Annotated in this window: 14 protein-coding genes and 4 pseudogenes; 8 read left to right on the forward strand and 10 right to left on the reverse strand. The window is 67.2% G+C overall.

The window, feature by feature from the left end; translation table 11 throughout:
• Nucleotides 1-3 precede the first annotated feature (3 nt).
• The gene (rfbA, locus tag AD017_RS31285) at nucleotides 4-897 is read right to left on the reverse strand and encodes a glucose-1-phosphate thymidylyltransferase RfbA (RefSeq protein ID WP_082538462.1); all 894 of its coding nucleotides are present in this window, start codon (nucleotides 895-897) and stop codon (nucleotides 4-6) included.
• A 429-nt stretch (nucleotides 898-1326) separates the two neighbouring features.
• Between rfbA and AD017_RS31290 the strand changes: the two genes are divergently transcribed.
• From AD017_RS31290 to AD017_RS31300, 3 genes are all read left to right on the forward strand, one after another.
• Nucleotides 1327-2568 carry a class I SAM-dependent methyltransferase gene (locus AD017_RS31290; RefSeq protein ID WP_060577283.1) on the forward strand — a complete coding sequence of 414 codons (1242 nt, stop codon included), beginning with the start codon at nucleotides 1327-1329 and terminating at the stop codon, nucleotides 2566-2568.
• A 292-nt stretch (nucleotides 2569-2860) separates the two neighbouring features.
• A complete protein-coding gene (locus AD017_RS31295) occupies nucleotides 2861-4768 on the forward strand; it encodes an ATP-dependent endonuclease (protein WP_145984171.1) in 1908 nt (635 codons plus the stop codon).
• A 5-nt stretch (nucleotides 4769-4773) separates the two neighbouring features.
• Nucleotides 4774-5646, forward strand: coding sequence for a UvrD-helicase domain-containing protein (locus AD017_RS31300; RefSeq protein ID WP_145986109.1), 873 nt, complete (start codon nucleotides 4774-4776; stop codon nucleotides 5644-5646).
• Here AD017_RS31300 and istB read toward each other — a convergent pair.
• Both istB and istA read right to left on the reverse strand, forming a co-directional pair.
• Nucleotides 5595-6362, reverse strand: a complete 768-nt coding sequence (istB, locus tag AD017_RS31305; RefSeq protein ID WP_060575501.1) for an IS21-like element helper ATPase IstB — start codon at nucleotides 6360-6362, stop codon at nucleotides 5595-5597. The two genes, AD017_RS31300 and istB, sit on opposite strands and share 52 nt — an antisense overlap.
• Nucleotides 6359-7840, reverse strand: coding sequence for an IS21 family transposase (gene istA / locus AD017_RS31310; RefSeq protein ID WP_060577485.1), 1482 nt, complete (start codon nucleotides 7838-7840; stop codon nucleotides 6359-6361). The genes istB and istA overlap by 4 nt, the downstream gene beginning before the upstream one ends.
• A gap of 843 nt (nucleotides 7841-8683) precedes the next feature.
• On the opposite strand from istA, the gene AD017_RS31315 reads away from it, so the two are divergent.
• Complete coding sequence (locus tag AD017_RS31315; protein ID WP_168172337.1) at nucleotides 8684-10129, forward strand: DnaB-like helicase C-terminal domain-containing protein; 1446 nt, start codon at nucleotides 8684-8686, stop codon at nucleotides 10127-10129.
• Between the two features lie 53 nt (nucleotides 10130-10182).
• On the opposite strand, the pseudogene AD017_RS33990 reads toward AD017_RS31315, so the two are convergent.
• Nucleotides 10183-10575, reverse strand: a pseudogene (locus AD017_RS33990) (transposase); the annotation flags it as partial.
• A gap of 485 nt (nucleotides 10576-11060) precedes the next feature.
• Nucleotides 11061-12320: a CdaR family transcriptional regulator gene (locus AD017_RS31325; protein WP_060577288.1), complete on the reverse strand. Its 1260-nt coding sequence runs from the start codon at nucleotides 12318-12320 to the stop codon at nucleotides 11061-11063.
• A gap of 333 nt (nucleotides 12321-12653) precedes the next feature.
• On the opposite strand from AD017_RS31325, the gene AD017_RS31330 reads away from it, so the two are divergent.
• The 4 genes and pseudogenes from AD017_RS31330 to AD017_RS33995 form a co-directional block, all read left to right on the forward strand.
• The gene (locus AD017_RS31330; protein WP_060577289.1) at nucleotides 12654-14021 is read left to right on the forward strand and encodes an MFS transporter; all 1368 of its coding nucleotides are present in this window, start codon (nucleotides 12654-12656) and stop codon (nucleotides 14019-14021) included.
• A gap of 98 nt (nucleotides 14022-14119) precedes the next feature.
• On the forward strand, nucleotides 14120-15526 hold the full coding sequence (locus tag AD017_RS31335; protein WP_060577290.1) for an NAD(P)/FAD-dependent oxidoreductase: 1407 nt from the start codon (nucleotides 14120-14122) through the stop codon (nucleotides 15524-15526).
• Nucleotides 15527-15567: 41 nt separating this feature from the next.
• On the forward strand, nucleotides 15568-16446 hold the full coding sequence (gene dapA, locus AD017_RS31340) for a 4-hydroxy-tetrahydrodipicolinate synthase (RefSeq protein ID WP_060577291.1): 879 nt from the start codon (nucleotides 15568-15570) through the stop codon (nucleotides 16444-16446).
• 241 nt (nucleotides 16447-16687) lie between these two features.
• A pseudogene (locus tag AD017_RS33995) lies at nucleotides 16688-16913 on the forward strand (leucine zipper domain-containing protein); the annotation flags it as partial.
• 53 nt (nucleotides 16914-16966) lie between these two features.
• Here AD017_RS33995 and AD017_RS31345 read toward each other — a convergent pair.
• The 5 genes and pseudogenes from AD017_RS31345 to dapA (AD017_RS31365) form a co-directional block, all read right to left on the reverse strand.
• Nucleotides 16967-17439 (reverse strand): annotated as a pseudogene (locus AD017_RS31345) (transposase); the annotation flags it as partial.
• 99 nt (nucleotides 17440-17538) lie between these two features.
• On the reverse strand, nucleotides 17539-18768 hold the full coding sequence (locus tag AD017_RS31350; RefSeq protein WP_060577292.1) for an IS110 family transposase: 1230 nt from the start codon (nucleotides 18766-18768) through the stop codon (nucleotides 17539-17541).
• A 207-nt stretch (nucleotides 18769-18975) separates the two neighbouring features.
• A pseudogene (locus AD017_RS31355) lies at nucleotides 18976-19742 on the reverse strand (IS256 family transposase); the annotation flags it as partial.
• A 1161-nt stretch (nucleotides 19743-20903) separates the two neighbouring features.
• Complete coding sequence (locus AD017_RS31360; RefSeq protein ID WP_060577293.1) at nucleotides 20904-21905, reverse strand: proline racemase family protein; 1002 nt, start codon at nucleotides 21903-21905, stop codon at nucleotides 20904-20906.
• A complete protein-coding gene (gene dapA, locus AD017_RS31365; protein ID WP_060577294.1) occupies nucleotides 21902-22828 on the reverse strand; it encodes a 4-hydroxy-tetrahydrodipicolinate synthase in 927 nt (308 codons plus the stop codon). Before dapA (AD017_RS31365) ends, AD017_RS31360 begins: the two co-directional genes overlap by 4 nt.
• Nucleotides 22829-22849: the final 21 nt, after the last annotated feature.

Genomic DNA, 22849 nt, shown 5'->3' on the forward strand with positions numbered 1-22849 from the left:
TCCTCAATTCACAGTTCGCAACGACGACGGCTGAGGTGCGGCAACTTCCATCAGATAGCGGCCGTAGTCCGACGAGGCCAGTTTCTCACCGAGCCGATAGCAGGCCTCGCGATCGATGAAACCCATCTGCATCGCGACCTCCTCTACGCAGGAGATCCGCACGCCCTGACGCTTTTCAAGCACCTGGACGTACTGGCTCGCGTCAGTCAGCGAGTCGTGCGTGCCAGTGTCGAGCCAGGAGAATCCGCGGCCGAGGTCAACCAGTCGTGCTCGGCCTTGTTCCACGTAGGCCATGTTGACGTCTGTGATCTCCAGCTCGCCACGCGTCGACGGCTGGATCGACCGAGCAATCTCGACGACGTCGTTGTCGTATAGGTACAATCCGGTCACAGCTAAGTTAGATTTGGGGGAGGCTGGCTTCTCTTCGATCGAGAGAATCCGCCCGCTAGCATCACACTCCGCTACGCCGTACCGTTGTGGATCATGGACTCCGTAGCCGAAGAGCGCACACCCATCGAGCTCGGCGACGGTTCGGCGTAGGATTCCTCCGAAGTTGGAGCCGTGAAATATGTTATCACCTAGAACAAGTGCTACTGATTCAGATTTGATATGATCAGCGCCGATTAGGAAAGCGTCAGGCAGCCCCCGCGGCTCGTCTTGAATGGCGTAGCTCAAGGTGAGACCGAGGTGCGCTCCATCTCCGAGCAATGTGCGGAAGCAATCAAGGGACTGCGGTGTCGAAATAATCAGTATCTCCCGTATGCCCGCAACCATCAGCACCGACAACGGGTAGTAAACCATCGGCTTGTCGTAGACTGGGAGTAACTGTTTCGAAACGGTTAGCGTTGCGGGCTGCAGGCGCGTGCCATTTCCGCCGGCTAGGATTATTCCCTTCATGTATGGCGTCCTCACGTGTCTTCACGCATCATGGTGATTTGAATATAGGTGCTGGACCATACGCTCGAGCCACATTGGATCTTCGGCGACCTTTCCGATCGCATTGTTGATGGCAGTGTTCCCTCAGTGCGGCCTGCTGGCTGAGGATAGTTTGACCAGGTTCGAGGTTCAGGACGCAAGGGTTCAAGCTGATCTTATACAGATGTTCCTTAGTTTTGCGTCAACCTACCGTAAAGAGACGCAGTCGGCTCCTCGCCATCGGAGCGCATGCTAGCAACTCGTCAAGTTTAGGACGAACATGAAAGCAATCCTACAGAGATAGTTAAAACTGCCGCTAGCAAGTGGATCGAGCGTAGCCTTTATTGGTACCGTTACTCGGGTGACGATCTGGCCAGTGCTGTGCAGACTGAGCGGCCTCAAGGAGAGCAGATGAAGAGCACCGCTATTCAGAGCTGTCGAATCTGCGGCAATACTGATCTGAATACGATCCTGGATCTGGGAAAGCAGGCGCTGACAGGGATTTTCCCGCGCAGCCGGAATGAGCCAGAAATCGCCGGGCCGCTCGAACTTATCAAGTGCTCACCACCTGGCTGCGGGCTGGTTCAGCTTCGACACGATGCCGACCTCGAATTGATGTACGGGGAGCGCTATGGCTACCGTTCAAGCATTCGGCCGTTCATGATCAATCATTTGGCCGATAAGGTTGAGCAGGTCACCTCGATGGTCACTCTCGATGCCGGTGACGTGGTTCTCGACATCGGCAGTAACGATGCAACGCTCCTTCATGCATACCGAGGGTCCGATCTGCAGCTGGTTGGGTGTGATCCCTCTGCTGAGAAGTTTCGAGATCGCTATCCGAGTGGAAGCGAGCTCATCGTGGACTTTTTCTCGGCCGCGGCCTACCGCGATCGCATGGGCGACCGGAGTGCGCGCATCGTTACTTCTATCGCTTGTTTCTACGACCTACAAGATCCGACTCAGTTTATGCGAGACGTTCGCTCGATCTTGGCCGAGGACGGCATCTGGATGATTGAGCATAACTATCTGAGGACGATGCTCGAAGCCAACTGTTACGATAATATCTGTCACGAGCATCTCGAATTTTACGCATTTGCACAGATTGAACTCATGGCTTCGATGGCCGGGCTAAAGGTTCTCTCCTCGGAGGTTACGGATGTGTATGGCGGTAGCCTCTGTACCGTGCTAGCTAAGGACACCAGTACCCGTTCGGTGGATGACGCGGGATTGCAGCGGCTACGTGACCTAGAGACGGAAGCCGTTCTGGACTCGATGGCCCCATTCGAAGCGTTTGCCGGGCGGATCAAGCGACACCGGGACGAGCTAAGGGAGTTTCTGGACGCCTCCGCGGCGGCAGGAAAGCTGACGCTCGGTTATGGTGCATCGACTAAGGGTAACGTCCTGCTGCAGTACTGCGAGATTACCGAGCAGGATCTGCCGTGCATCGGTGAGGTGAGCGCTGAGAAGAGTGGCTGTCTGACGCCTGGGAGCCGAATCCCGATCGTGTCGGAGGAAGCGGCGAAAGCGCACAATCCTGATCAGCTGTTGGTCCTGCCGTGGGTCTACCGCGATGGCTTCATCGAACGAGAGCAAGATTTCCTGGCCAACGGCGGGAAGTTGGTTTTCCCTCTCCCCGAACTCGACTCCGTTTGATCTGGGCCTCTGGACGATGCGTTGCAGCGGCGCCGCCCGCGCGACATGGGCCACCGAGATCCCCGTGCCGCTGGCCGCGGGCCCGCTCAGCATCAACAGCACCGCATCCGAGCGGTGGTCCCAACGTGTGCGCCGTGACTGGACCGACTATCTCACCGACCGCGCCGAGTCGTCCCGCGACGCCCGGAGTTGAGAGTGCGCGGCCAGGTCTTCCGAGGCACTGACTGGCGCCGCGCCTGTGCCCACGACCGGCTACTGTGGGCGTCGTCACCAAAAGCGACTCCCAGGTTTCATGAGTGCCGGGGCCATAGGCAAGGATCGCCCGGTGATGATCCGACGGTTACGCATCGCGAGGTTCCGGGCGATCGAGTGGCTGGAACTTCACCCGCGGGAGTTCACCGTGCTCCTCGGTCCGAGCAACGCCGGCAAGTCCAGCCTGCTCGCGGCGCTGGATCTGCTGTTTCATCCCGGGCTGGGGCGTCGCCGTCCGCTGTCCGAGCTCGACTTCTATCGCCGTGCCCCGGAGCCCGGATTCGAGATCGAGGCCGTATTCGGGAATCTGCCGCCAGACCTGGTCGCCGACACCGTCGAACACCTCGAGGGTTGGTCGAGCGCGACCCGCGAGGTGCACCCGGGACCGGACGGCCCAGGCATCGAGCAGGTGCTGCGCGTCCGGCTGCGGGGCGATGCCGAGCTGGAGTTGGCCTACTCCTTTGCCAAGGACGAGTCGGATGATGCCCGCTTCCCGGCGCGGCTACGGCGACGGATCGGGTGGGTCTACGACGGACGCGCCCAGGACCCGTCCCGCGAGTTCGCGTTTTACCAGGGCAGCGTCCTGGACCGGCTCCTCGATGGGGTGGACATCGACGGGCCGGTCGACGACCTGCGCGCCGCGCTCGGACAGGGGGCCGAACAGATCAACGGGGCCGAAGCCCTTCGCTCGGTTCTCGATGGCCTGGGCACAGATCTGCGCGCCATGGGCCTGCTCGAGGAACAGCAGTCCCCTACGTTCGAGGCCGGTCCGGTCTCGCGACGCGAGCTACTTCAGGCGTTGCGACTGGCCTTCCCCGGGCCCGGCGACATCGCGATCCCCGTGGAGCGGCAGGGCCTGGGGGCACAACGGATGCTGCTGGTCGCGACCATCCTGCGGCTCTCAGCCGGTAAGCACGGGTCGTTGATCGCCGCGTTCGACGAACCGGAACAGGCCCTCGAGCCGGTGCGCCAGGCCCAGCTCGTGCAGATGCTGCGCCCGATCGTCGCCAACGGTGGACAGCTGTTCCTGTCCACCCACTCCCCGGAAATCGTGCGCGGGTTCCAACTCGATGACCTCGTGCTCATGCCGAGCCCGCACCAGGTGCGGCCCCTCGCCGATCTAGAGGTGCCGGCCAAGCGGCACTACGAGCGTTGGCTGGACGGGGGCGTGGTCCGAGGCCTGTTCGCGCCAGTTCCGCTCCTGGTGGAAGGGGTCAGCGACGGCCCGGTGCTCGCGACGTTCTGGCATGCGCTCGCCGCCGCCGGCGAGGTACCACCGATGGCCAACCTGGGGGTGGAGCTGATCGACTGCGCGGGTGCCGAGCTGCAGCCGCCCATGGCCAATCTGCTCGCACATGCCGGGAGGGACGTCGTGGTCTGGGTCGAGCAGGATCGGCCCGAGACCCTGCGACGCCTCCGCGAGGAGGGCCACTATGCGGCCCTGCTACTGCACGACCCGGCGACTGAGGCACGGAATCTCGAGCGCTCGCTGGCCGGGCGGGTGCCGTTGCCCGCCCTCGCCACTGCCCTCGAAGCCCTGGCCGAGGACCGCACAGCCAGCTGGGACGACCAGCGCCAGCACCTGCTGGGGCACCTCTCGCACCTGCCGGAAGACATCCGGCAACCGGCCAAGTCCGCGACCGACGTAGGCGGGTTGCTCGCGGCGCTGCCGGAGCCGACCGCGCGTGAGCTGGTCGCCGTGGTGCTGGCCGCTGGCCCGTCGAAGAACCAGCATCCGCCGTTCGAAATTAAGGGCGCTCGCCAGAGCCGACTCGTGGCCGAAACCATCCTCGCGACCTCCGGTGTCCCTGCGGCCTACCGTCGCGGGATCCGGAAGCTCGTGGCCTGGCTACAGGCCGACGACCAGCCACGCTTCGCCGAGCTGCTCATGGGCGAGGCACCGCAACCACCGCCGGCCGAGTGCAGCGACGCCACGGGAACGCCGTGACTGTCATGACCGGGCGCCGCGCCGACCCCGAGCACGACGCCGTCTGCGCGAGCTCGGCCGTGCATCGAGTCGTCGTCGCACCCCCCGGAACCGGGAAGACCCACCTCGCCGTACGTCTGGCTGGCGAGCTCACGGCGACGCTGCCACTGCCTCCGGTCCCCGACACCACCATCGGAGCCCGGGTCCTGCTGCTGACCTTCTCCAACCAGGCCCGCAGCCAGCTCGACCGCGAAGCCGCGCGCCAACTCGACCCGCTGGCTCGACGCCGTGTCCTCGTATCCAACTATCACTCCCTATTCTGGGGCGCGGTACGCGCGCACCGCCGCGCACTGGGCCTTCCACCGCGTCTACAGATCGTCAGCACCCGACGGCGCGCCGCGGCCCTCGCCGTGGCCGCTCCCGCCGCCATGGAAGCGCTCAAGCGACGCAAGGTTCCGCTCGACGGGCTGGCCGAGCACCGCTACCCCGCCTTCCAAGACGGCCGGACCCCCCCACCAGAGGAACTCGACGTCCTGCTGAAAGGCATCGCCGTCGAGCATCGCGCTGGCCGGCTCGTTTTCGACGACCTTGGTGCGCTGTTCTGGCAGCTGCTCGAGGAGTTTCCCGCACTCGCTGAGGGCTACCTCGCGCGCTTCCCCGTCGTCGTCGCCGACGAGCACCAGGACGCCTCAGCCCTGCAGGACGCCGTGATCCGGCGCCTGGCCGCGCAGACCAAGGTGATTCGCGCCGATCCGATGCAGCTCATCCATGGTTTCCGCGGCGTGTCCGGGGACGGGCTGTGGTGTCGGTCGGTGGACGACCTGACGTGTCGTTGGCCCGGACGGGATCATGACACAGCTGCCGGGACGGCGGACAGCGCTCGGTCCTTGAGCCGGTAGCTGGGCCCGTTGATGGCGACGACGTCGCAGTGGTGCAGGAGCCGGTCGAGGATCGCGGTGGCGATGACCTCGTCGGTGAACACCTGGCCCCATTCGGAGAAGGTCTTGTTGCTGGTGAGGATGATCGAGCCGCGTTCGTAGCGGCGGCTGATCAGCTGAAACACCATGTTCGCTGCGGCCCGGTCGCAGGGCAGGTAACCGACCTCGTCGAGGACGAGCACCGAGGGCCGTAGGTAGGTCTGGAGCTTGCGGGCGAACCGGCCGGCGGCTTCGGCGGCTCGCAGTTGGCGGACGCAGTCATCGAGGCTGGTGTAGTAGATCGAGTGCCCGGCCTGGCAGGCGGCGACGGCGAGCGCGACGGCGATGTGGGTCTTCCCGGTGCCGGGCGGCCCGAGCAGGGCAATGTTGCCGCGGGCCTCGACGAACGCCAGAGCGGCGAGATCGCGGATCTTGCGGACGTCGAGATCAGGCTGGAAGGCGAAGTCGAACTCGTCGAGGGTCTTGTGGTGGGGCAGCCCGGACAGCTTGAGCGCGGTGCGGAACCGGCGTCCTTCGCGCAGGCCGAGTTCCTCACCGAGGACGGTGTCGATGAACTCGCGGTAACCCATGGAGTCGGCCTCGGCGCGTCCGACGAGCAGTTCGAGGTTCTCGGCCAGGTGCGGCAGCCCGAGACGGGTGGCGTGCGCGGTGATCCTGCCGGTGATCAGCTCACTCATGCCGCACCCACCAACGACTCGTTCTCGGCGCCGGCCGCAGCGGCGGGGTCAGGTGGTGGCGCCAGCCCGGCGAGCCGGTCGTAATAGGCCAGCGGACGTCGGGCGACCATGACCTTGAGTGCTGCCTGCGACTCACCGAACACCATCGACGCCGACGCCGACGCCGACGCCGACGCCGATGTCGACGCCGAAGGGAATGTCGGGTCGTCCTGGAGTTGTTGGGCGGCAACAGGTTCTTCGTCTGTGACGGTGAGGGTGGTGGCGCGGGTGTGGCCGTCAGGGAGCTCGGCCCAGTGTGCGGGGTCGACGATCATCTGTCCGCGGACGGCCGCGAGCCGATGCCTGGCCAGGAGCATCGGGGTCCGGTCGGGGCTGTCGACGGGCAGCCGCCAGATCTCCACGTGCTCGACCCCGACCCGGACCTCGACCCGCTGCCCGGCCTTCGTCACGCGCCTGTCGGCGGCTCTCGCGGCGACCGAGTAGGAAGATCCGGCGAAGGAGATCAACGCGTCCCGCCCGACGCGGCGCAGGTGGGTCTCGGTGACCGCATATCCGAACTGCGGCAACGGCCCCAAGGCGTCGTGATCACGGGCGGCGCGAACACCGATCACCTCGCCGTGGGTGCGGTGGACCTGCCCGCGCCGGATCGGCACCCAGGCGGCGAACGCCGCATCGAGCTCCGCCAGCGATGTGAACCTCCGCCCGGACAGGACGTGGTCTCGCCCGATCGCGACCTGACGTTCGACCCGGCCCTTCCCGGTGGGACGGTAGGCGGCGAGCACGTCGATGGCGAACCCGTAGTGCTCAGCGAACGACGCCGCCTGCGGATGGAGTGGGACCGCACGCCCGGGCGCGACATGGCGGCGGACCACGGTCTTGGTCCGGTCGTAGACGATCGTGGCCGGGACACCGCCGAAGTGCGCGAACGCCCGGCGATGGCAGTCGAAGAACGTGGCCAGATCCTGGCTGGTGACAAAGCAGATGAACGGGTCCCGCGAGTAGGACAACGTCATGTGGAACGAGTAGACCTTCCGTCCCTGCCCGGCCCCGGCCAGCAGCGTTCCTTCGTCGCCCCAGTCGACCTGGGCTTGGGCGCCCGCGACGACCTCGAACCGGCGGTGCAGCCCCGGCGGGCGCCCCTGGGCGTCGGACTCGAGCTCGATCCGTGCCCTCGCCCGGGCGCAGTAGACCTTGACCCGCTGGTAGTGCCCGGTGAAGCCGTAGTCGGCAACCAACCGCTCATGGATCACCGTGGCCAGCAGGCGCGGATCATCGGCGAGCCAGGCATCGATCACGTCAGTGAACGGGTCCACCAGCCTGGGCACCGTCCCCGCCCGCGAGCTCGCCCGCGGCGGTGCCATCGGGGCTCCCGGCGAGAGATACTTCTTCGCCGTCCTCCAGTCACAGCCCGCTTGAGCTGCGATTTCCTTCCACGACGCCCCAGCCGCGCGCAGCGGGGCGAACCTCCTGATATCCATCCATGCCTCCACAGGCAGGATCACGGGTGACCACCCTCCGGGTTTCGTCTGCTTGGCGGCTGACAAGCCCGGAGGGTGGTCCCTCCCTGAGCCGATCTTGGATCCGACGCGCCGGACCAACGACAGATCAGCTCGTACCTACAGCGACATCAGAGCCCGTACGCGGACACACGGCTTCTGCCGCACCGGCGCAACCCGGAGGAGCTGCTGGAGAACTTCGCGACGCGCCCGCTGCTCGACGGCGGAGCGGCCGAGGCCGCCGCAGACCGGTGGACACCCGTCACCGGCACCCTCGGCCTGCTGCTCACCACCATGGCGTGTCCAGCATCAGTGGAGCACTGCGCAGGCGCCAGACTGATCCTGCTCGACCTCTACCTCCACACGGAGGTGCGGGTTCGTCTACGCCGACGCCGGGTTCGCTGGACGCCTCCTCGACTGGGCGAACACGATCTTGCGCACCACCGTCGAGGTCGTCCGCAAACCGCCTGAACAGCGCAGATTCGCCAGCCTCCCGCGACGGTGAGTGGTCGAGCGGGTCCTAGCCCGACTCACCGCACACCGCCGCCTGGCCCGAGACTACGAAGTGACACCCCGCCATGACCGAGGCCATGATCCGATGGATGGCGATCAACACCATCACCCGACGCATTGCCTGCGGCGAACTTACCCGACGCAAGCAGGAGTACGTGCTCACACCCGAGAGTTGATCTTCTCAACACGCTATCTAAGTGAGCACTGCCGCGACTTGCCGCACCTGGGCAAGAAACCGTCAAGTGGACGCGGCAGGTCGCCGAGCGGCATACCCACGAGCGACGTGAGGTGCCCGGCATGCAAAGGTGCGTCATGCGCGTTGTCGACTACGCACTCGAGGGCCGGGATGATCGTTTGCTAGCGTGGATGCGAGAGGAACTGCCAACTGCGACGTCGATTCTACTTCGCACCGGCTTCTTCACCTCGGCTGGACTGGCGAGCGTCAGAATAGACCTGCAGGCGTTGCTGGACCGCGGCGGGCGGATTGAAGTTCTGCTGGGCGGGAGTCCACTGCAGTACGAGATCCCGGCCTTGCGCTCCATCCTCGCCTTGGCGCAGGACTTCCCGATGCAGGTCCAGACGTCCATGGTGATGGCGCCGGACTTCCAGAACGCGAAGTCCTACGTTCTTGAGCACGATGACGGGCACCGATCAGCGTGGGTGGGTTCGGCGAATCTGACTGCGGGCGGGCTGGGATCAAACTTCGAGACGGCAGTGACGTTCGACTCACGGGAAGACGACGAGGAGCCCATTAACCGCCTCCGTGAAGCGCACGATCATATAGTTGGTGCGCCGACAACTCGGGCGTTGGACGAGCGACTGCTGCGGCAGATGCAGTTCGGTGCACAAGTGTCGCGCTTCGGTAACGGCCGCACTGATGTCGAACTTCCGGAGGAGCTGCTAGATCTGTTACAACCCACGATGGACAAGATCGATGCCGTCGCCTCGGTCGGCCCCGCTGTTGCGGACCTGAGTACGGGACTGACCGATCTCGACGTCACGCTTGGCGCGTTGATCCCGGGCTCGTTCACCGTGATCGCGTCACGACCGGGGGCAGGGCGGACGTCGTTGGCACTGACGATACTGAGGGATGTCGCGATCCGCGGGAGAGTCCCGGCAGCCCTTTTTACCTCCGAGATGTTCAAGGTGGACGTCGTTCAGCGGGTGCTGTCCGCAGAGGTGCGGATCCGAATTAGCGATATGCGTTCGGGCCGTATGTCCGAGGCTGAGTGGATGCGCATGGCCGACACGATAAACAGGATCGCGGATAGCCCGATGTTTATCGAGACGGGAGCCTCGCCGGACCTTGACGCGCTGTCACGTGCAGTGATTCAGTCTGTGGACCAACAGAACCTACGTCTCATCGTTATCGATCCGATGAGCGCTATCGTGGCGAGATCGTTTGCGAACAACAGAGAACGAGAATCGACTGAAGTTGGTCGACGACTAAAGGCATTGGCGATGGAGCTGGGCGTGGCGATCGTGGGCTGCGCGGATCTCGGACGATCTGTGCATTATCGGACTGACAAACGCCCCCTGCTGAGTGACCTGGGCGAGTCGGACGCACTCGCGCACGCCGCCGACGCAGTAGTGCTGTTGGATCGACCCGACCAGGAAGAGCCCGATCATCCCAGAGTCGGTGAGGCTGACCTGATCATCGCGAAGAACCGGCATGGCCCGAACAGTACGGTGACCGTTGCCCACCAGCTGCATTACTCGCGATTCACGACGCTGGACGGATCAGTAGGGTTTCCCTGATCGACTCTCTAGTGTCGCGTAAACAATGTTCATTGACCGGTCGGTCGCCAGTGAGCGTTTTCCATCCTGGGTGAAGCTGGTCGCGGGCCTGCGGCGTGGCGTAGCTGAGATGGGTAGAGCTCAGTGCTGGTGGGCCGGACGTTGCTGGAGCCGACGCTGAAGGTCCACTCCACGTTGCCGACCGAGTCGTCCTTCACCACGACGTGGTCCAGGATCTGGTCCCAGGTGCCATCCGCGGTCCAGATCCGCAGGCGCTCGTGGGCAGTCTTCCACGGCCCGTATCGCTCGCACAGGTCCCGCCGCGGCGCCCCGGTGCGCAGCTTCCACAGGATCGTGTTGAGCACTTGGCGGTGATCGCGCCACCGTCGTCCCCGGCCGCTGTTGGCCGGCAGCAGCGGTTCGCTCTGCGCCCAAGCCCTGTCGGTCAACTCGCCCCTACCGACCATCCGATGATCATCCCGGCAGGCCCCTCAGATCATCTGCAGGACGCCCCTAGACCTGCCCCGACCGGCGGTCTCGGCCCGCGCTCTCCCAGGGCCGGGCCGCCCGATGTGCGGGTCAGGCCGTCCGGGACGGCGACGCAACGCGTTGCGCGCCACCGCCAGCTGCTGCGCGACTACGACCGCGTGCAGCGCCCCGAGGCATGAAACTCCTGCGCAGGTCTGGCCGGCTCCGATGCCGTCGCCGCCCACCGCGGTCGGATCCCTACCGCGGTGTGAACGGCACCGATAACCTCGACACCCCAGGATGGGCGGCGCTGGGCATCGAGGACCGCGGGGACCCGCCACTGACGCAGCCGCAGCTCGTCTAACAGATCTAGGCGGCACGGCAGACCATCAACCGAACCGACCTGTTCCGGACAAGGAAGTTCCTTGCGCCAACCCACCTCGCCTGACGGCGGCCGTCCGGGCCTCGGGGACGAGGGCTGGTCTCAGGCCCGGCCGCTACCGCGGGCCTCAACGAAGCGTCGCAGCTTGGTGCCGACATGCAGCGCCAAACGTCCGTGCCCGTCCTGCAGCGAAATCCCGGAGAGCGACTGGATCCGCCCGAGCCGGTAGTACAGCGTCGACCGGTGGATCCGCAGGCGGGCGGCCGTCCGGGTCGCTTCGCAGCCCTCGTCGAGGTACACCTCGAGCGTCTCCGCCAGAGCAGGTCCGGACTCGTGGGCGAGCAGCTTGCGCAGTGGGCCCGGGTAGAGGGTCGGGCGGAGCTCGGCGGCGGGCAGGCGCAACAAGACGGCGAAGACCCCCAGGTCGTCCTCGTCGACCACGTCGCCTAGCGCGGACAGCACCGTCGCCGCTCGCACGGCCAGCAGAGCTCCGTCGTGGGATTCGAGCGTGGCGTCGGCCCCGACGTGGGGAGCCCCCAGGCCCGCGACGACCCGGCTCCCGCACAGTCTCGCCGCCTCCGCGACCGCCTGGTTGACCACAGAGCGGGGCTTCCCGGCCGTGGCCGCCTCGCCGGTCAGGACGAGAACCGCCCTGGTCGCCTGCACGGCAAGCAGGGGACGGGGGATCCCGTGGTCGCGGGTCGCCCGTTCCACCCCCGCGCGCAGTGCCGACTCGCACACGTCCGTCCAGTACCCGGCTTCGGGAACATCGACCGCCAGTGCGACGACGGGCGCCGCCTCCTCGACACCGAGCTCGGCACCCAGCGCCACGCGGGCGAGAGCGCGAGTGGGGGCGGCGGGTGCGACCAGGTCCCGGACGAGCTCCTCCCGCCGTTGCCCGCCATGTTCGTGCAGCACGAGCCGTCGGTACATCAGCAGCCCGACCTCGGCGGCAGCGGCGGTGGCGAGCTCGATCTCCCACTCCGCCACGCCGTCGTCGATCAGGAACAGGTGCCCGAAGGAGATGCCGTGCGCCCGGGCCGGGCAGACCACGCGGGCTTTGAACGCGAAGTCGGGATTCGCCGGAGTCCGGCCCGGCGCATGCCAGTCGTAAATGCCGTGGGAGCGGAAGTGCGCCATGACCCGCGGGTCGGACTCCCGCCGGATGAGCGCGTGGACGCGCATGTCGTCCTCGTCGCCGAAGTGCCGGCTGACAGTGACGAGCCTGCCCCGGCTGTCGTCGACCGCGACCGACCGGCCCAGCCGGGCTGCGAGCACATCGACGACCTGCTGGAGGCCGTCGGCCACCGCCCCGGTGGACAGGTCCCGGTCACCCGCACCCGGGGCCGGCGGGGCGCTCATCGGCGGGCGGGTCCGCGGGTGGCGCCCGCGAGATCGGTGGTCATGTGAGGTCCCGGGGTCACGTCGGCGTGTCGTCGGTCGCACGACCGAAAGTATTCCGCGCCCGTAGCCCGGTCAATCACCACGGACGGCTTGCTCGACCACGACATGGTGGTGGAGAAACATCAGGCCGGAGGCTTGCATCCGACACCGTGTCGGAACGGGACCCGTCGAGTTCGAACGGTTGTCGGAAGCCCCAACCGCGGCGTCGCTGACACCGTCGTCGGTACGCGCCGCCGGTCACGCGGAGCGTTGCCGCACGGTCGCGGCACGGCACCCGATCCCGGAGTCCCGATGTCCCACAATGTGCTCGAAGATGCGCCTTTGTCCCGTTTCCACAAGAAGCTCGCGCTGTTCTCCTCGGGCGGCCCGTTCCTCGACGGCTACGTGCTGTCAATCATCGGCGTCGCCCTCGTCCAGGCGTCGCCGGCGCTGGGCCTCACCCCATCCGAGGAAGGCCTGGTCGGCGCCGCGGCATTGATCGGCATCTTCCTGGGGGCGTTCCTCGGCGGGTGGCTGACCGACATCTTCGGGCGGCACCTGCTCTTCACGATCGACCTCATCGCGATCATCGTCTTCTCGGCCCTGCAGTTCTTCGTCACCGACGCGTTCTGGCTTATTGCCATGAGGCTGCTCGTCGGCGTCGCGGTCGGCGCCGACTACCCGATCGCGACATCTCTGCTAGCGGAGTTCTCTCCGCGGCGATACCGCGGGCCCCTGCTGGGTGCCTTCGTCACCATGTGGTTTGTCGGTGCGGCCGCGGCCTACCTGGTCGGCGAGCTGCTGCTGTCCTACGAGGACGGCTGGCGCTGGATGCTGGCCAGTGCCGCCCTCCCGGGCCTGATCATCGTCCTCTGCCGGATCGGCACGCCGGAGTCGCCGCGGTGGCTGCTGAGGAAGGGCCGCGCCGAGGAGGCCACAGCCGTCATGCAGAAAATCTTCGGACCGCAGGCCTCGGTCGACGATATCGAGCCCGAGGTGCAGGAGAACCTCCGGGTCGGCGCGCTCCTTCGGGCCGGTTATGGCAAGCGCATGCTGTTCATCACCCTGTTCTGGACCTGTTCGATCGTCCCGTTGTTCGCCATCTACGCGTTCGGGCCGAAGATCCTCGGGGCACTGAGTCTGGAGGAAGGCACGGACACGATTGGTGCAGCAGTCATCACCGTGATGTTCATGGTCGGCTGCGTCGTCTCGCTGCTGCTGGTGAACCGAATGGGGCGCCGGTCGCTGATCATCCATAGCTTCCTCTGGGCCGGTGTGGCTATGCTGCTGCTCGGCATCTTCCCGAACGCGCCCACCCTGGTCGTCATGGGCCTGTTCGTTGCCTACGCTGTCTTCATCGGCGGGTCCCAGATTCTGCAGTGGATCTACCCGAACGAGCTGTTCCCGACCGAGATCCGGGGCTCCGCGGTCGGTCTAGCCTCCTCGCTCTCGCGCATCGGAGCCGCCGTCGGGACCTTCCTCGTACCGCTCTCGCTGTCGGGTCTCGGAATCGCTCCGACGATGATCATCGGCGCGGTGATCACGCTGCTCGGGATGGTCGTGTCCTGGCTCTGGGCGCCCGAGACCCGTGGTCTGGGCTTGGGCGAGGCGGCGTCGCTCGGCCCCGCGGACGCACAACTAGCGTCCTCTGCCGCCCCCGCGTCCGACGGCCCGTCCTGACCTCCCGGGTAGGACCTGCCCCGGGCCGGGCCCATCCCTCACCCATCGGTCCACATCGCGACCCCGTCCCGCCGGTGACAGCACACGAGGAGTACGACATGAAGGACGTAGTTATCGTCGGAGCCGGGTTGTCCGGCCTGTCGGCGGCATGGCGCCTGCGCCACTGGGATGGCCTGGTGCTCGAGTCCGGTGACCGGGTCGGCGGGCGGATCCGGTCAGAGAAGCGTGGGCCGTACTTCCTCAACTGGGGTGGGCACGTCTTCGCCGGGGCGAACACTTCGACCGCGGCCCTGCTGGGCGAGACAGGTATCGGCTCGGTGAGGGTACCGGGGTCACTCAAGGGCCTGGCGATGAACGGCAAGCTCCTGCTCAAGGGACGGGTCGAGACCTATCCGGTGCGCATCCCCATGCCGTTGGCTTCGCGGGTCGCCCTGATCCGGACCGGTGCGAAGGTGGGCCTGGACGTCCTGCGCTACGCGCGCGCGGTCGCCGTTCGCCCCGGTGAGAGCGCTCGCGCCCGGCAGGAGCGCATCTACGCCTTCGAGAACAACCGCTCCTTCGCCGAGTACACCGGCGCGCTGCCTGAGGACGCCGAAGCACTATTCCGGCCGACTGTCACGCGTTCGGCCGCCGACCCGAACGAGTTGGCCGCCGGTGCGGGCATCGGCTACTTCAGCCTGGTCTGGAACATCGGGCAAGGCCTGGACCGCAGCATCTCCGGTGGCCCATCGGTGCTAACCGAGACCATTGCGGCGTCGATGCGCGACCGGGTCCGGCTCGGCGCCGAGGTCCGGGAGGTCGTGCACCGCCGGAGCTCCGTCGTCGTGCGCTACACCCGCGATGGCGTCGACCACGAGGCCGAGGCCCGCACCGTCGTCCTCGCCACACCGGCGCCGATCGCGCACCGCGTCGGTGTGGACCTGCCGGAGGACGTTCGCGAGGCGCTGTCGAAGATCGTCTACGGACCGTACGTCAGCGCCGCGTTCCTGACCAACGAGACCGGTCCCCGCCCCTGGGACGGCGCCTACGGTATCGCGAGCCCCAAACGGTCATTCAATGTCGCCCTCAACATGGGCAACATCGTCCGCGGCGCCGAGACCACCCAGCGTCGGCCCGGAGGCAGCCTCATGACCTTCTCCCCCGCCAGCCTGGCCCGCACGCTCATCGACCGTCCCGACGACGAGATCCTCGACCTATACACCCGCGACCTCGACCAGGTCCTGCCCGGCTCCGCGGACATCATCTCCGAAGCACACGTCCAGCGTTGGCCCACCGGCGCCCCGTACTGCTTCCCCGGCCGCGGGGCGCTACAGCCGACCCTCACCCGACCCACCGAGCGCGTTTTCCTGGCCGGCGACTACCTCGGGACGCTCTACACCGAGACCGCCGTCTCCTCCGGCTTCACCGCCGCGCAGGACGCCGCCGGCGTGCTCGCCACCGATCACCAGACCCGCGGCAGAGAACTCGAGGGGACGCCCGCCATCGCCCCCGCCCTCGCGTCCTGAACCCAGCCACCTGCATTCCACCGACCGTCAGGAGACACGACATGACCCAGGACCTGCAGGGCGTCCTTACCGCGCTGGCCACCCCCTTCGACGTCGGCGGCGACGTCGACGTCCCAGCGCTGAGGTTCCTCGTCGACCGCTCGATCGACGGTGGCGTTGACGGGCTCGTGGCCTGCGGTTCCACCGGTGAGTTCGCTGCGCTGAGCACCGACGAGCGCAGGCTCGTCGTCGACACCGTCGTGGAACACACCGCCGGTCGGGTGCCCGTGGTCGCCCAGACCGGCGCCTCCAGCACCGCGGAGGCGATTCGGCTGACGAACGAGGCCCGAGCCTCCGGCGCCGACGTCGCCATGCTCGTCACGCCCTACTACGAGCCGCTCACCCTGCCCGAGACCGTCAACTACGTCCGCGAGGTCACCGGACTCGTGGACCTGCCGATCATGCTCTACAACATTCCCTCGGCTACCGGGGTCAACCTCGATCCGGACACCGTCGGCGGACTCGCTCGCGAGATCGACACCATCCGCTACGTCAAGGACTCCAGCGCGAACATGGAGCAGGCGCTGCAGCTCATCCATCACCACGCCGACCACGTCGCCACCTTCGTCGGCTGGGATAGCCTGATCCACGCGTCGCTGATGGAGGGTGCGGCCGGCGTCCTCGCTGGGGCTGCGAACGTCGTGCCGACCGAGATCGTCGCGGTCTACCGGGCTGTGCGGGACGGTGACCACGCCCGAGCCCTCACCGCATGGAAGCACGTGTACCCGGTGATCGACGCACTCATCTCGGTCCCGTTCATGCCCGCGATCAAGAGCGCGATGGCCTCGCTGGGGCACCCCATCGGGTCACCCCGGCGGCCCGTCGCCGACCTCGCTCCTGAACACGCACGCCGCATCGAGAAGCTCCTCTACGCGCTCTGACCGGCAACGGTTGGCCGAGCACTCGCCGCATGGGCTCGACAGGGTTGCAGAAAGACCGAGAAGGACACCGACCGTCTCGCCGCGGTCTGGAAACCGCTGCCCGCCATCGCCGACCACGCTGTACCCGGCCAGACGGTTGGTGACGGGTGGCCGACGGCGTGGCTACTTGAACGGGGAAGGCCCTTCGGGCGAGGTGGGAGGTGCCTGAAGCCGTCCATCTCGCCACGAGGACACCGCCACCGTGCACGCTAACGCTCGCTTGACCCTGCGAGGGGCGTCGGCTGCTCGCCGCACGAGTCCGCGACCATGGCCGTCCGCAGTCCCACGTCGCCCGCGAGCTCGGGGTCTCCCGTCAGTGCGTCTCCCGCTGGATCACCCGCTACGACCGGGAAGGAGATCCCGGTCTGCGCGACCGGTCCTCCCGCCCACACCAGAGCCCGACCCGTCACAGCGCCGAACAGCGCCGGGTGGCGTCCCCCCGGTTGGTGTAAGTCGCTCGCGAGGGTCTCTGCAGGTCAGATCATGCCGTGATGAGTTCAGGTCCGGCCAGCTCTGCGGCGGCATTCGGGACGAGTAGGGCCATGGTGGCCTCGCCGAGATAGCGGCGGTCACCGGCCTGCCACTCGTCGTGGGCCTCGACCAGGACTGCACCGGCCAGGCGCAGGAGGGCGTCTGGGTTGGGGAACACCCCGACGACGTCGGTGCGGCGTTTTGACCTCCTTGTTCAGCCGTTCCAGCGGGTTGGTCGACCAGATCTTCTTCCAGTGCGCGGGCGGGAAATCAGCGAAGGCCAGCAGATCGGGTGCGGCGTCCCGCAGGATCGTTTCGACCTTCGCTGATTGACGGCCGAGCATGCCGGCGATCACCTCGAGCTGGTCACGGACCATGTCAGCCTTGGGCTGGGCGAAGATCGTGCGGATCGCGGCGGCGACCATCTCGGCGTTGCCTTTAGGGACCTGGGCCAGGACGAAGCGCTGCGAAGTGCACCCGGCAGACTCCCACTGTCAACCTGCGAGCTGTTCGATCTTCTGAACCAGTGCAGCATCAGGTGGCCGCGCGGCTTGGTCGCCGGCGGCTGGAGAAGGGCGCTGCTCAGCCCGCTGTGAGTGCGGCCTGGGCGGTGGTGTGGCGTTGCGGGTCGTAGGAGGTGTGAGTGCTCCAGCAGGTCCAGAGCACGCGCATCCAGCGGGCGGCGAGGCCACGAAGTGCGCGGTGGTAGTGCTGGCCGCGCTGGTCACGAGCCTCGCGGAACGCCGCCTTGGCCCAGGGGGCTTCCTTCACCGAGTTGTAGGCCCACCACATCGCTGCCTCGCGCAGGATCGTGTTGGCCGCGTAGCGGAATCGGACCTTGCGCGAGCGGCCGGAGGCGCAGGTGACCGGAGCCAGCCCGGACTCGGCCAGCAGCGTCGCCGGTGTCGGGAACCGGGTGCGGTCCTCACCGATCTCGGCGAGGAGCGTGCCGGTGAGGACCGGCCCGACGCCGGGGAAGCCAGCGAAGATCGGCGTGTCGGGGTGCTCGGCGACCGCGGCGGCGATGGCGTCGTCGTACTCGGCGAGCTGGGTGTTGAGCAGCTGCAGCAGCTGGGCGAAGGACCGGGCTGAGTAGGACTTGCCGGCGACGGTCCCGGTCGAGGCGGTGAGCAGGTTCTCGCGCAACCGCTCGGCCAGGACCTGCGCGGAGACTCGGCCGGTGTAGTGATGGCGGGTCAGGAACCCGCTCATGCGGGTGGCCTTGATCCGTGACGCCGCGGCCGGGGTCGGGTAGTCCAGGACGAAGTGCAGGGTGATCTGGCGGTCGACCGAGGAGAACAGCCGCGCGGGCGCGGGGTGGTAGGCCTCGAGGATCGCCCGCAGCTGAGATTCGGTGGCCTGCTGGGTCTGCTGGAGACGATCTCGGTCGCGGGTCAGCGCTCGGATCTCGGCTAGCAGCGGCGAGGGGACACTCAGAGCTCGCCAGCGATGGTGCTCGGGGCGCAGGGTGTCGGCCAGGACGAACGCGTCGAGCCGGTCGTCCTTGACCGCGGCGACTCGGTAGCGTTCCCGCGCCCGGGCGGCGATGCGGGGCGAGACCGGGAAGACGGTGTGGTCCCGGGACTGGAGGTGCTCGACGAGCACGCCCTCAGCCCGCTCGACGGCGATGGGCAGGACCGTGCCGTGCGCGGTGAGCGCGGTGTCGAGCTCAGTGAGCCCGGCGACGTTATGGGTGACGCGCTGCTGGGTCAGCTGCGTCCCAGTGGTGTCGAGGACGCAGAGTTGGTGCTCGCTGCCGCCCCAGTCGATGCCGGTGAACGCGGGCCAGCCTGGTGGGTGGTGGTTGGACAAGAGGAGCTCCTTCGGAGGACAGATCCACTCCGGGCCGATCCCCTTCGGACGCTCATCCAGGTGCTCGTGGCACGACTCCCACTGGCCGATCGAGGAACGACCACCACCGGGAGGGACCAGTCTGCCGCTGGACCTCGAGGGTCACGCTGCCAAGGTCCTCTTCCGGTGGTGGAGGTGGACCAGCGGGAACCTCCCGCCGCTGCCGATGTTGACGGATGAGCGTTGCCAGGCCGTCCCGAGCAGCACCGCGGAAATGGCCTGCTTGAGCCCGGTGTGGGCATCGGAGATCACCAGTTGCACCCCGCCGAGACCGCGGGCTTTGAGGCTGCGCAGGAATGCGGTCGCGGAACGCCCCGTCCTCGCTGTCGCCGACGGCGAACCCGAGGACCTCGCGCCAGCCATCGGCGCGGACGCCGGTGGCGATCACCACCGCCTGGGACACGACCCGGTGGTTCACCCGGGCTTTGCAGTAGGTCGCGTCGAGGAACACGTAGGGGAAGCGCTGCTCGGCCAGTGACCGGTCCCGGAACGCCCCGACTTCGGTGTCGAGATCGGCGCAGATCCGTGAGACCTCGGACTTGCCAGATCCCGGAGTCGGCGCCGAGGGCCTTGACCAGGTCGACCTTCCTCGTCGAGACGCCGTGCAGGTAGGCCTCCATCACCACCGCGAACAGCGCCTGGTCGACCCGGCGTCGGCGCCCGAGCAGCGACGGGAAGAAGCTTCCGGTGCGCAGCTTCGGGATCCGCAGCTCCAGGTCGCCGGCAGTGGTCGACAACGTGCGGGTGCGGTGCCCGTTGCGTTGAGCAGTACGGGCATCGCTGCGCTCGTGCAGCGCGGCACCGATGGTGTCGGTGAGCTCGGCTTCGATCAATGCTCGGTAGATCGTCTCCGCGGCGGTGCGGACACGGTCACCGACATCGGCGACCTTGAGCGCTTCGAGGACTTCGAGCAGGGCAGACTGGTCCAGGGCCATCGCGTGGCACCTTTCTCTCCGTGATCCTTGGCGGGTTCACGCAGAGACTCACGCGGTGGCCCCTCCACCGTGCTCAGCCACGCCGGACGGGCCCGCTACTTCCACCACCAGCGGGGACGCCACCCAGCGCCGACACTGACCAGGCGGTCCTGGCCGCGCGACGTGAGCTGCGCTGTGGCCCGGCCGCGATCGCAGCTACCACCGCCAGTCGCGGCATGCTCGAAATCACGGATCCTGGCCCGCCACGGCGCGGCCCGGCTGGCGGCCTGTAACCCCATCACCGACGCCGAGCACACAACGCGACCTGGGCATCTCGGAACAGACCTCGGACGGTCCAATTGTGGGTGTCTCGTCGACCGATCCGAGATCGCGCGTCCGATAATCCGTCGCTTCCGTCCCCCACCGCCGCGACTGTGGTGCGGACAGGTCACGTTCCTTGGTCCTCCGTGACCCCAAGGCCTTGCTGGTGCAGCTACTCGTCGCTGGGGAGCGGACGAGTAGCCGCCCGGGGCCGGGGTCGTCTTCGAGCAACGACCCCGACCCACCACGTGCGGGCCACCCGATCGGTCATCCGTCCGTCGGTGCCCCGGCTCTGCTGTAGCCCACAGCGAAACCGGGTGCTGGGGAGCGGTGCATCTATCCGTAGTCGCCCCGGCGCGCTCAGTCAGCACATGGCCGGGACACATCGGATGAGCGTGTGTCTCAGAGCGGCGAGTACCTCCGCACCACCGAGCCCACCACCGCGTGTCGGCGGCCGTTCAAACTCTGTCGGTGGACAGCAGCGACCTACACTCTCACCGAGGCTCCAGCGCTGTCGCCGACACCGCCTGTCGACGACCGTCCGCCCGGACCCACCCAATCAAGAGTGCCGGATTCCCTGGAGGGCATGAATCGTCCGCCTCTGCGGTCGCCTGGCCATCGGTTCTCACCCACCGGAGTGAGCGGTCTGTCTGATCGACGATACAACTGGCGTTGATGGTGACCAGGTGGTGTCGGGGACGACACGTTCCCGAAGGCAATCGCGAAGACGTTCAGGGCGGGCTCATGCGACCAATATCGTGGAAGGTGTTGCGAACCAGATGCAGCACACACCCCTGCACCAGCGGCTGCGATTGTGTACCTATTTGCACCAGGAGCCCGCAGTTGCCGCCCGCAGAGCGCTCACAGCTCGAAACCCGCCGGGAACGGATCGGAGGGGTCGAGCATGTACTGCGCGGTGCCGGTGACCCAAGCGCGTCCGGTGAACGTGGGCAGTACAGCGGGTCGCCCGCCGACGTCGGTAGCGCCCACGAGGCGCCCGGTGAACGACGTCCCGATGATCGACTCGTTGACGATGTCAGTGTGCAGCTCCAGCTCACCGCGTGCGTGCAACTGTGCCATTCGCGCACTCGTTCCGGTCCCGCCCGGCGACCGGTCGACCCAGCCGGGATGGATCGCTAGCGCATGGCGGGAGTGCTGTGCGGTGGCCCCGGGAGCGGCGAGGTAGACGTGATGGCACGCGGAGATCTCGGGTTGCTCCGGGTGCTGAGGTCGGGCCTGCTCGTTGATCGCCGCCATGACAGACAGACTGGCGTCGAGCATCTGTTGCTTTGCCTTTCGCTCGAACGGCACGCCGAGCGCCTCAAGGTCGACGATCGCGTAGAAGTTGCCGCCATAGGCGATGTCGACCTCGATCCGTCCGACGCCCTCGACGTCAATCTGCCGGCCGATGTCGTGGGCGTAGGAGGCGACATTCGCGATCGTCACCCCCTCGGCCCGCCCATCCTGGACCCGGACCTCGGCCACGACCAGGCCGACCGGGGCGTCGAGGCGCACCGTGGTGACCGGCTCGGTCACGGGCACCATACCCGTCTCCACCAGGACGGTCGCCGTCGCGATCGTGCCGGCACCACACATCGGCAGCGCGCCGGTGACCTCGATGAACAACACCCCCCAGTCAGCGTCGGGGCGGGTGGACGGTTGCAGGATGACCCCGGACATCGCCCCGTGTCCCCGCGGCTCGCACATGAGCAGGGTGCGCAGGTCGTCAGAATTCTCGACGAACCATCGTCGACGCTCTGCCATGGTCGCACCGGGCAGCGCACCCACTCCCCCGGTCACGACACGTACGGCCAGCCCCTCGGCGTGCGACTCGACGGTGTGCAGTACGCGGCCCGTCCTCATCGGTCTGCGGTCCCGAATTCCGTCCCGCCCGTGACGGACGCAGGTTCCAGCGCCGCCAGCAACCGCGCGATCCGCTCCGCGTGCTCCGAGGTGAGCTCGGCGGTCGGGCGCCGCGGCGCCCCGATCGGATGCCCCAGCGAGGCCAGCGCACTCTTGATCGCCGGCAGGAACGGGACCGAGATCAACGCGTCGATCACGGGGTAGATCCGGTTCCACTCGGCCAACGCCGCGGCGGCATCGCCCGACCGCACCGCACGGTAGACGGCGACGATCTCGGCCGGCACGACGTTCGCCGCCCCGGCCAGCACCCCAGCGGCGCCCTCGACCAGCGAGGCGTGAATGAGGCTGTCCCAGCCGACGAACGTCGCGACGTGGTCACCGTGGTGGTGGATCAGCTGGAGCGCCTGTTCCATGTTCGCACTCGAGTCCTTGACGTAACGGACGTTGTCGAGCTCGCGGGAGAGCGTGCCCACGGTGTCCGGGCCGAGGTTGACCCCGGTCGCCGGCGGGATGTTGTAGAGCATCACCGGCAGTTCGACGGCACCGGCGACCTCGCGCAGGTAGGCGGTCGTCTCCTCGAGAGAGAGCGGCTCGTAGTAGGGCGTCACGAGCATGGCGACGTCGGCACCGGAGGCCTTGGCCTGGTGGGAGAGCCGAACGGCCTCCGCGGTGCTGGTCGCCCCTGTCTGTGCGACGACCGGCACCCGGCCCGCGGTGTGCTCGACGACGGTGTCCACCACGAGCCTGCGCTCGTCGGTGCTCAACGCAGCGAACTCGCCGGTGGAGCCACAGGCCACCACCCCGTCGACTCCCCCCTCGATCGAGCGGTCGACCAGGAATCGGAGCCGGTCGACGTCGACGCGCTCATCGGCAGTGAAGGGGGTGGCCAGCGCGGTCAGCACGCCGCGCAGCTCGATGGTCATCGATGTCTCCGTTCGGTCGGT

This window comes from Pseudonocardia sp. EC080619-01, from assembly GCF_001420995.1.
Classification (GTDB): domain Bacteria; phylum Actinomycetota; class Actinomycetes; order Mycobacteriales; family Pseudonocardiaceae; genus Pseudonocardia.

Coding starts and splice junctions, on each gene's coding strand:
- rfbA (WP_082538462.1), bottom strand. CDS start 897: ATGAAGGGAATAATCCTAGCCGGCGGAAATGGCACGCGCCTGCAGCCC.
- AD017_RS31290 (WP_060577283.1), top strand. CDS start 1,327: ATGAAGAGCACCGCTATTCAGAGCTGTCGAATCTGCGGCAATACTGAT.
- AD017_RS31295 (WP_145984171.1), top strand. CDS start 2,861: ATGAGTGCCGGGGCCATAGGCAAGGATCGCCCGGTGATGATCCGACGG.
- AD017_RS31300 (WP_145986109.1), top strand. CDS start 4,774: ATGACCGGGCGCCGCGCCGACCCCGAGCACGACGCCGTCTGCGCGAGC.
- istB (WP_060575501.1), bottom strand. CDS start 6,362: ATGAGTGAGCTGATCACCGGCAGGATCACCGCGCACGCCACCCGTCTC.
- istA (WP_060577485.1), bottom strand. CDS start 7,840: ATGGATATCAGGAGGTTCGCCCCGCTGCGCGCGGCTGGGGCGTCGTGG.
- AD017_RS31315 (WP_168172337.1), top strand. CDS start 8,684: ATGCGCGTTGTCGACTACGCACTCGAGGGCCGGGATGATCGTTTGCTA.
- AD017_RS31325 (WP_060577288.1), bottom strand. CDS start 12,320: ATGAGCGCCCCGCCGGCCCCGGGTGCGGGTGACCGGGACCTGTCCACC.
- AD017_RS31330 (WP_060577289.1), top strand. CDS start 12,654: ATGTCCCACAATGTGCTCGAAGATGCGCCTTTGTCCCGTTTCCACAAG.
- AD017_RS31335 (WP_060577290.1), top strand. CDS start 14,120: ATGAAGGACGTAGTTATCGTCGGAGCCGGGTTGTCCGGCCTGTCGGCG.
- dapA (WP_060577291.1), top strand. CDS start 15,568: ATGACCCAGGACCTGCAGGGCGTCCTTACCGCGCTGGCCACCCCCTTC.
- AD017_RS31360 (WP_060577293.1), bottom strand. CDS start 21,905: ATGAGGACGGGCCGCGTACTGCACACCGTCGAGTCGCACGCCGAGGGG.
- dapA (WP_060577294.1), bottom strand. CDS start 22,828: ATGACCATCGAGCTGCGCGGCGTGCTGACCGCGCTGGCCACCCCCTTC.